General features: G+C 43.2%; 12 protein-coding genes and 1 tRNA gene. 8 read left to right on the forward strand and 5 right to left on the reverse strand.

Going from position 1 to position 8,434, the window contains the following annotated elements; all coding sequences use genetic code 11:
• The 4 genes from HUT38_04175 to HUT38_04190 form a co-directional block, all read right to left on the reverse strand.
• Positions 1-489 (reverse strand): class I tRNA ligase family protein (locus HUT38_04175; GenBank protein ID NUQ57650.1); only part of this gene is annotated, 489 nt, incomplete at its 3' end.
• A 249-nt stretch (positions 490-738) separates the two neighbouring features.
• Complete coding sequence (locus HUT38_04180; protein NUQ57651.1) at positions 739-1,185, reverse strand: hypothetical protein; 447 nt, start codon at positions 1,183-1,185, stop codon at positions 739-741.
• A 52-nt stretch (positions 1,186-1,237) separates the two neighbouring features.
• Entirely contained in the window at positions 1,238-1,468 is a 231-nt protein-coding gene (locus tag HUT38_04185; protein ID NUQ57652.1) for a sigma-70 region 4 domain-containing protein, read from the reverse strand.
• An 8-nt stretch (positions 1,469-1,476) separates the two neighbouring features.
• Positions 1,477-1,854: a sigma-70 family RNA polymerase sigma factor gene (locus HUT38_04190; protein NUQ57653.1), complete on the reverse strand. Its 378-nt coding sequence runs from the start codon at positions 1,852-1,854 to the stop codon at positions 1,477-1,479.
• 174 nt (positions 1,855-2,028) lie between these two features.
• Between HUT38_04190 and HUT38_04195 the strand changes: the two genes are divergently transcribed.
• From HUT38_04195 to ung, 8 genes are all read left to right on the forward strand, one after another.
• The gene (locus HUT38_04195) at positions 2,029-2,595 is read left to right on the forward strand and encodes an elongation factor P (GenBank protein ID NUQ57654.1); all 567 of its coding nucleotides are present in this window, start codon (positions 2,029-2,031) and stop codon (positions 2,593-2,595) included.
• A 91-nt stretch (positions 2,596-2,686) separates the two neighbouring features.
• Positions 2,687-2,760: transfer RNA gene (locus HUT38_04200), tRNA-Ala, on the forward strand.
• Positions 2,761-2,856: 96 nt separating this feature from the next.
• Positions 2,857-3,174, forward strand: a complete 318-nt coding sequence (locus HUT38_04205; protein NUQ57655.1) for a hypothetical protein — start codon at positions 2,857-2,859, stop codon at positions 3,172-3,174.
• A 103-nt stretch (positions 3,175-3,277) separates the two neighbouring features.
• Positions 3,278-4,414 (forward strand): hypothetical protein, encoded by a 1,137-nt coding sequence (locus HUT38_04210; GenBank protein NUQ57656.1) that lies wholly within the window; start codon positions 3,278-3,280, stop codon positions 4,412-4,414.
• 24 nt (positions 4,415-4,438) lie between these two features.
• On the forward strand, positions 4,439-5,137 hold the full coding sequence (locus tag HUT38_04215; protein ID NUQ57657.1) for a hypothetical protein: 699 nt from the start codon (positions 4,439-4,441) through the stop codon (positions 5,135-5,137).
• A gap of 46 nt (positions 5,138-5,183) precedes the next feature.
• Entirely contained in the window at positions 5,184-5,444 is a 261-nt protein-coding gene (locus HUT38_04220) for a hypothetical protein (protein NUQ57658.1), read from the forward strand.
• Positions 5,426-5,797 carry a type II toxin-antitoxin system PemK/MazF family toxin gene (locus HUT38_04225; GenBank protein ID NUQ57659.1) on the forward strand — a complete coding sequence of 124 codons (372 nt, stop codon included), beginning with the start codon at positions 5,426-5,428 and terminating at the stop codon, positions 5,795-5,797. The genes HUT38_04220 and HUT38_04225 overlap by 19 nt, the downstream gene beginning before the upstream one ends.
• A 33-nt stretch (positions 5,798-5,830) precedes the next feature.
• Positions 5,831-6,496 carry a uracil-DNA glycosylase gene (ung, locus tag HUT38_04230; protein NUQ57660.1) on the forward strand — a complete coding sequence of 222 codons (666 nt, stop codon included), beginning with the start codon at positions 5,831-5,833 and terminating at the stop codon, positions 6,494-6,496.
• 75 nt (positions 6,497-6,571) lie between these two features.
• Here the strand turns inward: ung and HUT38_04235 are convergent, their stop codons facing one another.
• On the reverse strand, positions 6,572-8,380 hold the full coding sequence (locus HUT38_04235) for a M3 family oligoendopeptidase (GenBank protein NUQ57661.1): 1,809 nt from the start codon (positions 8,378-8,380) through the stop codon (positions 6,572-6,574).
• Between the last annotated feature and the right edge of the window lie 54 nt (positions 8,381-8,434).

The raw sequence follows: 8,434 nt of genomic DNA on the forward strand, positions 1-8,434 counted from the left end.
ACCCTCGTAAATTAACTCCTTGTCCCACATCTGCTTGAGCGCCCACCAGACGCTTTCCATATACGCTGTGTCCATCGTCTTGTAGGAATTGTCAAAATCCACCCAACGGCCGACTTTTTCCACGTAATTTTTCCAATCGTCGGCAGTCTGAAGCACCACCTCGCGGCAAGCCTGGTTGAACTTTTCCACCCCCATAGCCTCAATGTCTTTTTTGCTCTTCAGCCCAAGCTTTTTCTCAATCATGTGCTCAATGGGCAGGCCGTGGCAGTCCCAACCCCAGCGGCGACGCACGTGGTAACCGCGCATGGTTTTGTAACGACCGAAGATGTCTTTGGCGACAGACGCCAACAAGCTGCCGTAATGAGGCAATCCGGTGGCAAATGGCGGCCCGTCATAGAAAACAAACTCGCCTTTGGGCGAATCTTTTTCCAAACTTTTCTCAAAAATTTTATTTTCTTTCCAAAATTTTAGAATTTCCTTTTCGTCCATGTTTTACTTTTCAAAGCGAAGAAAACAAATTTTGAAAATCCTGGGCGGGGGCGGCCGGCCGAGTCCGCGAGCCTGCCTGCCGGCAGGCAGGGCTGGGGCTAGAGGATTTTCCAAAATTTGGTTTTCGAAGCTTTTGTAGCCTAACTAAATATACCATAAAAATCAATAAAAAAAACCTTCCGCGACCAACCGGAAGGTTTTTAAAACGTATAATATTTTCCTCCATCAGACCTGCCTGCCGGCAGGTTTTTAATTAAAAAGATGCGTAAACGGCAAAAAACCGGAGATTTTCCTTCTCCGTAAAAAATCAAGCCCAACAAACAGCGTCATCGCCGTCACCGTAACCGACAAAAATTTGGAAAGAATATCCGCCGTCAGAAAGCTGGAAAAGAGATAGCCAAATGCCCCGAAAAGAGACGGGCTGTGCAACGTGTTCTTGTACACGTCAGCGACGGAAATATAAGCGGAAGCGACCCCGAACACGCCGCCCAACACGGCAACCAGCATATATTCCGAACGGACAAACCAGATCAGGTAAACTTTCCTCATTACCCTCTTCTTCAGCCTTTCCATATCAAGATCAAGTTCCCCGTTTATAAATTTTCCCGATTCCGTGTTTAACATATCCAAATTGTTGTTTTTGTTTTTAAAGTTTAAATTTTTAAAATTATTTTTATAATTTTTTTCGCTTACCACTTTTTTATTTTATCACGGTTTTTTGTTTATCCCATGCCGCCCGCTTAACCCCTCAAATCATCGCCGCGGAAAAACTTTCTTCCGTAAACGCGATCCGCTTGAACTCTTTCTTCGCCCGGAACAGTCTCATCTTCACCGCCGTTATGCTCACCCCCTCTTCCTCCGCTATCCGCGCCTGCGACTTGTCCTCCAGATAAAACTTTTTTAAAACTCCGCCCAGGTGACGCGGCAGTTTTACCAACACTTTGGCGACCAGTCCCTTACGGTCAAGTTTTCTTTCCAAATCGCTCTTTACTCATGGTAAACCGGATTGAGTTGCTCGTTTCTGGCATACTCCTTCTTCATTTTCTTATAGTGGTTGAAGGCGGTGTTTAAAAGTATCTTATACGCCCAGCTTTTGAATTCCGCCCCTTCCATTTTACGGAACTTTCCGGCGTTGCGGTATATTTTTATGAACGTTTCCTGCACCACGTCCTGCGCGTTCTCATTCTGCCTGACCACCTTCATCGCCGCTCTTATAAAAGAAGACTGGTGCCTGTCCACCAAAATGGCGAAAGCCGATGGATTACTCACCGAAGCGGCCAAAACTTCTTCGTCGCTGCTTGTTTCCTTGTCCAAGCGCCGCGACTCCAAAAGCTCGCGTTCGTTTTCCTTGTTTTTTTGAAGCATTTGTTTGAGTGATTATGAAATCTTAAACTTATAACTCTCCGTGACATCGCTGGCATCGCTGGCATCGCTTCTCGCTTTTTTGTATTTTACACCCGTTCTGCCACGGGTACCATCTGCCAGATACAACCATCTTGATTTTATAAAGGTTTCGTTCTAGGATGTCTGGTATCAAATATGCTTAATTATAACGAATTAAAGCCCGGAAAAATAATAGTTTTTGAAGAACAACCCTACGTCGTGGTGGAGTTTAATTTTCTGCGCATGCAGCAAAGAAAGCCTGTAACGCAGGTTAAAATGAAAAATATCATCAGCGGCAAGGTACTGGAAAAGACCTTCCAGCCGTCGGACAAGTTTGAAGAGGCGGAAATTGAAACCAAACAGATAAAATACCTTTACAGTCACCGCGGCGAGCACTGGTTTTGCGAAACGGATAATCCGTCCGCGCGGTTCAAGCTGGAGCCGGCCTTGGTGGAACACTATGTTGACTTGATGAAAGCCAACACCGTTGTGAGCGCGAAAATATTCAACGAGAAAACAATCGCCATTGAACTGCCAATTAAAGTGGAGCTCAAAGTCGTGGAAGCGCCGCCTTCCACCAAGGGCAACACCGCCCAAGGCGGAAGCAAACAGGTTAAAGTGGAAACAGGCGCCGCCATCAACACTCCCCTTTTCATCAACGAAGGCGATGTTATCGTCGTCAACACTCAATCCAGAGAATACGTGGAACGGGCGAATAAGTAACAGAACGGCTTTTGGCAAACAGCGAACTTAAGGGAGCTCCGGCTCCCTTTAAAATTTCTAAAAAATAAGCTAAAGTAAAGGCGTTAAAAACGGGCCTATAGTTAAGTGGCATAACGCGGCATTCGCATTGCCGAGGCGGGAGTTCGATTCTCCCTAGGTCCACCACTTCGTTCCGCTTGCAACAGAAATTAGCGGCGCAAGCACACTAAAACAAGTTCGGGATATGCTTTTGCTAAAAAACGATTAGTGTAAAATAAAACCATGAAAACAGTCGTTCTTTGCGGCAGTCGCCGCTTCAAACCGGAGATACGCGAATTTGGAAAGAGATTAAAAGAACTCGGGGTTGTTGTTTTTGAACCATATTTGCACTCCGGCCAAGATGAATGGGAAAACATGTCTAATGATTACAAAAAGTTTGTATTGCTTGGTTTAACTCACGACCATTTTTACAAAATTCAAATGACCGATGTCGTTTTTGTCTATAACAAAGACGGTTACTCCGGAAATAGCACGACCCTGGAGATTGGTTACGCCGTAGCCGCCGGAAAACCGATTTATGCGTTAAGTGGCGACGAATAATTATGCCGCCATGTTTTGTTCAGAGAAATAATTTCCTCGCCGGAAGAACTTGTGAAAAGATTGAAATAAGTACCATTTTTTTGAAACAAAATTTTATCCTAGTATGGAAAAACCAAAAGAACCTGAGAAAAAGGAACACGGCTTTGAGGTTATGAAAACGCCGGAAATTGTTGTGCAAGAAGAAAGAGGGGCACAACTTTTTTCCTTGCTGCTGAAAGCAGAAAATCCTGAATGGGGAGAAACCGAAACTCCACTGGCGAAAGAAACAACTGAATATTTTAGAGATAATCCTATAGATCCAGAAATCTTGAAAACCATTAAAGATTTTTACGAGGAAGGCGTTGATGAAGAAACTTTGTACAATCTCGCTCTTACTTATCAGCACCCGGAAAGAGCGGAAAAAGTTTTGGAAACGGCGGCAAAATATAAACCACACGTAAAAAACCCTCAGGAAGTTTGTCAAAAATTTTTAGCTCTTCTGGAAAATTTTGACCAAACTTTTTCTGCTTCTCCATTGTCGGAGAAATTTACTGTAGAAATTGAACGAGACAAAAATGAGCGACTGCAAAGAATAGAAGAAACCAGAAAAAGAATTGGATCGATTATCGATTTTTTCAAACCGTATTCTAAAACGACCGATGTCAAAAAATTAAGTTTCGTTCCAACCGACCCGCTTTATAAGAAAAACTCCGGCAGAAATTTTTCCGCCTTTCCGGGCGAACAAATAATAATTTCCCATGTCGATAATGTTGATAATCAAGACCATGAATTTTCTCATGGCATTATCAATCCGATTGTTGAAAAATTATCTCAACAATTAACCGACGAGCAAAAAGAAAAAATATCTCGACTTGCGAACGAAAAATTGAAACAAGATTACGGCGATGGACATTTTAGTTTGCTTTGCGAAGAATTTATAAGAACTTACAACGATGTTTTTAAACGAGGTGAGAAACCGCAAACCTATGAAGATTTTGTGCAAAAAATTTCTGGAACAACCGAGGATCAATTCCAGAAATTTTTGCTGGAAAGCATAAGCTTGAAAGCAAGACTTGAGCAATTTGGAATAAACACTATTGACGATTTCAAAAACAAATCTCAGGAATATTTTGAAAAATTTGAGAAAAACCCATTGCGAGATTTAATTTTTGAATTTTACCAAGAATATTCCAATCGCACGCATAAGGAAGCTGAAAATTTTGAACAGTTTGTTTTAGCAAAATTTCCGCCTAGAATATGATTGAAATTGGCCGTAAATATTTTCATGAAGCAAAATTTTGAAAATAAAATTGATACGCAGAAAGAACAGCTGAAATTCTTTGAGAACCCGGAGTTTGAAAAGAGGGTGGAAAAATTTTACAGCGACGCTTTTCCCTATCATAACTTTGGCCACGCCAAAGAATCAATGAACGACGGCAGAATAATTGTGGCAAACTGCCGCAAAGAAGGGATATCCATAGACGATAAGGTTGTTTATTATGCCGACTTTCTCCACGATGCCGGTTGGCACGAAAATCACAAAGAGAAAGGATTTTCTTGCAAGGAGGAGTATTCCGCTCATCTTGCCGGTGAAATTTTGAAAAAGTTCGGCGAGGACGAAGAAACAATTTCCCGAGTCCAAAGCGCCATTTGGGCCACTCATCGCGATAGACAATTCGTAACCAACGAAGAAAAAGCGGTCCGGGCGGCCGATCTGGCCGGAATAGCGAAAGACTACGAAACGTTTCTGACAAACGCCGTAAAACTCAAACTGGAAACGGAGATGCTAAGCGGTCAAAATATTACATGGAAAGAATGGCAGAGTCGCGTTAAAAAAATCGTGGAATTTTACTTGAACCAGGATATTAAGCTTACCAGCGCCCACGACGACGAAAACGGCGAATCAGTCTGGCACAAAAAAGTCAGGGAAAATCTGGAAAAGTTTCTGCGGGAGGACGATAAAGCCGTCAAACAGGCGGCTTAGGTTAAATAAATTTGACATACACATTATAGATGTGTATCATAAATTTATGAAAACCGCGTTTAAAAACTTTGAAAGGATAAACATTACCCTGCCCAACCAGACTATAAAAACCATTGACCGTTTGGCCCCGAAAGGCAGACGCAGCTCTCTTATTAACGAAGCTGTGAATTTTTATGTCAAAAAAATTGGTCAAACCGCTCTGCGGAAAAAATTGCAGGAAGGCGCGATGAAAAGATCCCGCAGGGACTTAGATCTGGCCAAAGACTGGTTTGCCTTAGAAAACGAAGTATGGCAAAAAAGCGAATAACGCCAAAACGGGGAGAAATATACTTGGTAAATTTTGAACCGGCTCTCGGTTCGGAAATAAAAAAGACCAGGCCAGCCGTGATCTTGCAAAACAACGTGGCAAACGAATACAGCCCGGTGACTATAGTCACGGCGGTTACCTCTTTAAACAAAGACGACAAAATTTACCCGACTGAAGTCTTGATTAAAAAATCTTCAAGTATTGGTTTAAAAAATGATTCGCTTGTTCTGTTAAACCAAATCAGAACTATTGACAAGCAACGTTTAGTATTAAAAATAGGCAGACTGAACGAAGCTGCAATTAAACATATCAACGAGGCGCTTAAAATAAGTCTAGGTTTAGTAGAAATTTGATTTATGCCGGAAGAAATAACAATAAATCCTCAAATGGAAGAAAGCTGGAAGAAAGCTCTGGCCAATGAATTCGGCGCGGAGTATATGAAGGAGCTGAAGAAAAAATTGATGGAGGAGATGAAACAAGGAATAGTTTTGTATCCGCCGGCCAAACAGATTTTTGACGCTTTTAACCTTACGCCGTTTGATAAAGTCAAAGTGGTGATTTTAGGCCAGGACCCATACCACGGCCGCGGGCAAGCGCACGGACTTTCTTTTTCCGTGCCCAATGGAATCAAACCGCCGCCGTCGCTGATAAATATTTTCAAAGAAATAGAATCCGACCTGGGCGTAAAAATGCCCAAAACCGGCAATCTGGAAGGCTGGTCCAGGCAGGGAGTGCTACTGCTTAACGCTATTCTGACCGTGCGAGCCAATACTCCCGCCTCGCACCGAAATATCGGCTGGGAAAAACTGACCGACGCCGCCATCAAAGCCTTGTCGGACAAAAGAGAGCACATCGTATTTCTGCTCTGGGGCAAATTCGCCCAGGAAAAAGAAAATCTGATAAACGCGAAAAAACATCTGATTTTAAAAGCCGCCCACCCTTCCCCCTACTCCGCCGACGGCGGCTTCTTCAACTGCAAACATTTCTCCAAAACCAACGAGTATTTAATTAAGGCCGGCCAAATTCCGATTGATTGGACAAAAATTTCTTAAGGACATAAAAAATAAATAATAATAAATGGTACACGTTTTTATGCTCCAGCAGTTTTTTGTTTACCATTTTTTAAGTTAAATTTTTCTCAGTTTCTTGGCCAGCTTTTGGGTTTCTTTGAGCAGACTTTCCACTTGCGCCAGGCCGTCTTCCCAGAATTTTTTGTCGCTGATATTTATGCCCATATTTTTAAACAAATTTTTGGGCGAATCGGAACAGCCGGCGGAAAGAAAATCTTTGACCTTGCCGATAAAACTACTGTCTTTTTTGTAGTAATTTTGCATGGCCTTGGAGATAAGCAACCCGCTGGCGTAAGAGTAGTTGTAGAAAAAGCTTCTGATGTGGCTCCAGTAAATCCACCAATTTTCGGTCCCGGGCGATTGCGTCACGAACGGACCCATATAGGCCTTCATGTGCTTTTGGAATAACTGGCCGATATCTTCTTTAGACAAATAACCTTTCCGTCGGAATTCGTTGTGCAGTTCTTTCTCAAACGAATAGCAAGCTACCTGTCTGAAAATCGTACTGATGTCGCCGTTGAGCTTGGCCATCATTATCGCCAGTCTTGTTTCGTCGTCGGCGTTCCGCGTTATTTCCTCCAAAACAAAATCTTCCATAAAGGTGCTGGCCACCTCGGCGGTGGAAAGCGGCGTGCCGAAGTTCAGGGAATTTTGTTTTTCCTTCTGCAATTCGCTGTTTATGGCGTGGCCGAACTCGTGGGCGATTGTTTCCACGTCCTTTAAATCGCCCGAAAAATTTAGAAAAACGTAAACCGGCTGGGAAGGAAGTCCTGTCATGCAAAAAGCGCCGCTTCTTTTGCCTTTTTTCGGGTAAACATCAACGCGGCCGTTATTTACGAAGTCGTCCAGAATTTTGGAGAACTTTTCGTCTATTTGAGAAAAAACTTCGCGGACGAACCCGACGGCCTGTTCGTAAGAATAGCGCTTGTCCAGCTTTCCATACTCCACGTTGCGCTCGTGATATTCCAGCTTTTTAACGCCCATCAATTTTGCCTTGAGGTCGTAATATTTTTTGGAAATCTTGAATTTCTCGGAGACCGCTTCCGTCAAAGCGTCAACAGTCCCGCTTTCAACGTCGTCGTCAATGTGTCTGGCCAGATCTGGCCGTGGCATTTTTCTCAACTCGTCGTTGATTTTTTTGTTGGCCAGTATTGAGTTTATTTCCGCTTCGGCCACGTCGGCGTTTTTGGCCAGAATGTCGTTAATGGCCGCGGCGGCCGAATCTCTTGTTTTTTTATCTTTATGGTCCAACAAGTTCATTATCTCGCCAAACGGCTTTCTCTCTTTCTTCCCTTTCTCCGTTAAAATCTCTCTTTCTTCTTTGGCCAAAAAGCCGGAGGTCATTTTAACCCAGTTGGCGTGAGAGGTCGGATGTTTCAGGTTTAAAATTTTTTCTTCCTCGTCGCTAAGCAGGTATCGGGCTTGGGCGAACAGTTTTTCCAAAAAATGTCGGTAAGGCGCGAGTCCGCCGTAGGACAAAAATTTCTCTTGGTTTTCAGAAGCTATCCTGGCGATGCCGTGCTCAAAAAAATTTATTTCGTTTTTTAATTTTATTTCAAAATCCTGAATATCGTTGAATTTCGCCTTCAACTTCGGGCTGGCGGAGTCTTGCTGCGTACGCAGGTAAAAATACAAACCCTCGTCGCCGGAAGTGCCGTAAAAACGGTTGAGTTTCTCGTACTCGTCCAGCGCTTCTTTCAATATCGCCGGGTTTTCCAAATAATCCGCTCTGTTTTTCCACTTGTTGGCAAACTTGCGATTTTCTTCCTCCACCCTTTTCCTCTTTTTTGCCGCTTCCGGATCGTTGTCGCCCGTCAACAAGGAAGACAAGTCCCATTCCGCTTTCTCGGCTTTGGATTTTTTCATGCCGTAATTCTACCGCTTTTTATCCACAAAGCAATTTTCCTTATGCCGCAAAAA

It is taken from the genome of Candidatus Paceibacter sp. (assembly GCA_013360865.1).
GTDB lineage: Bacteria > Patescibacteriota > Minisyncoccia > UBA9983 > UBA9983 > SURF-57.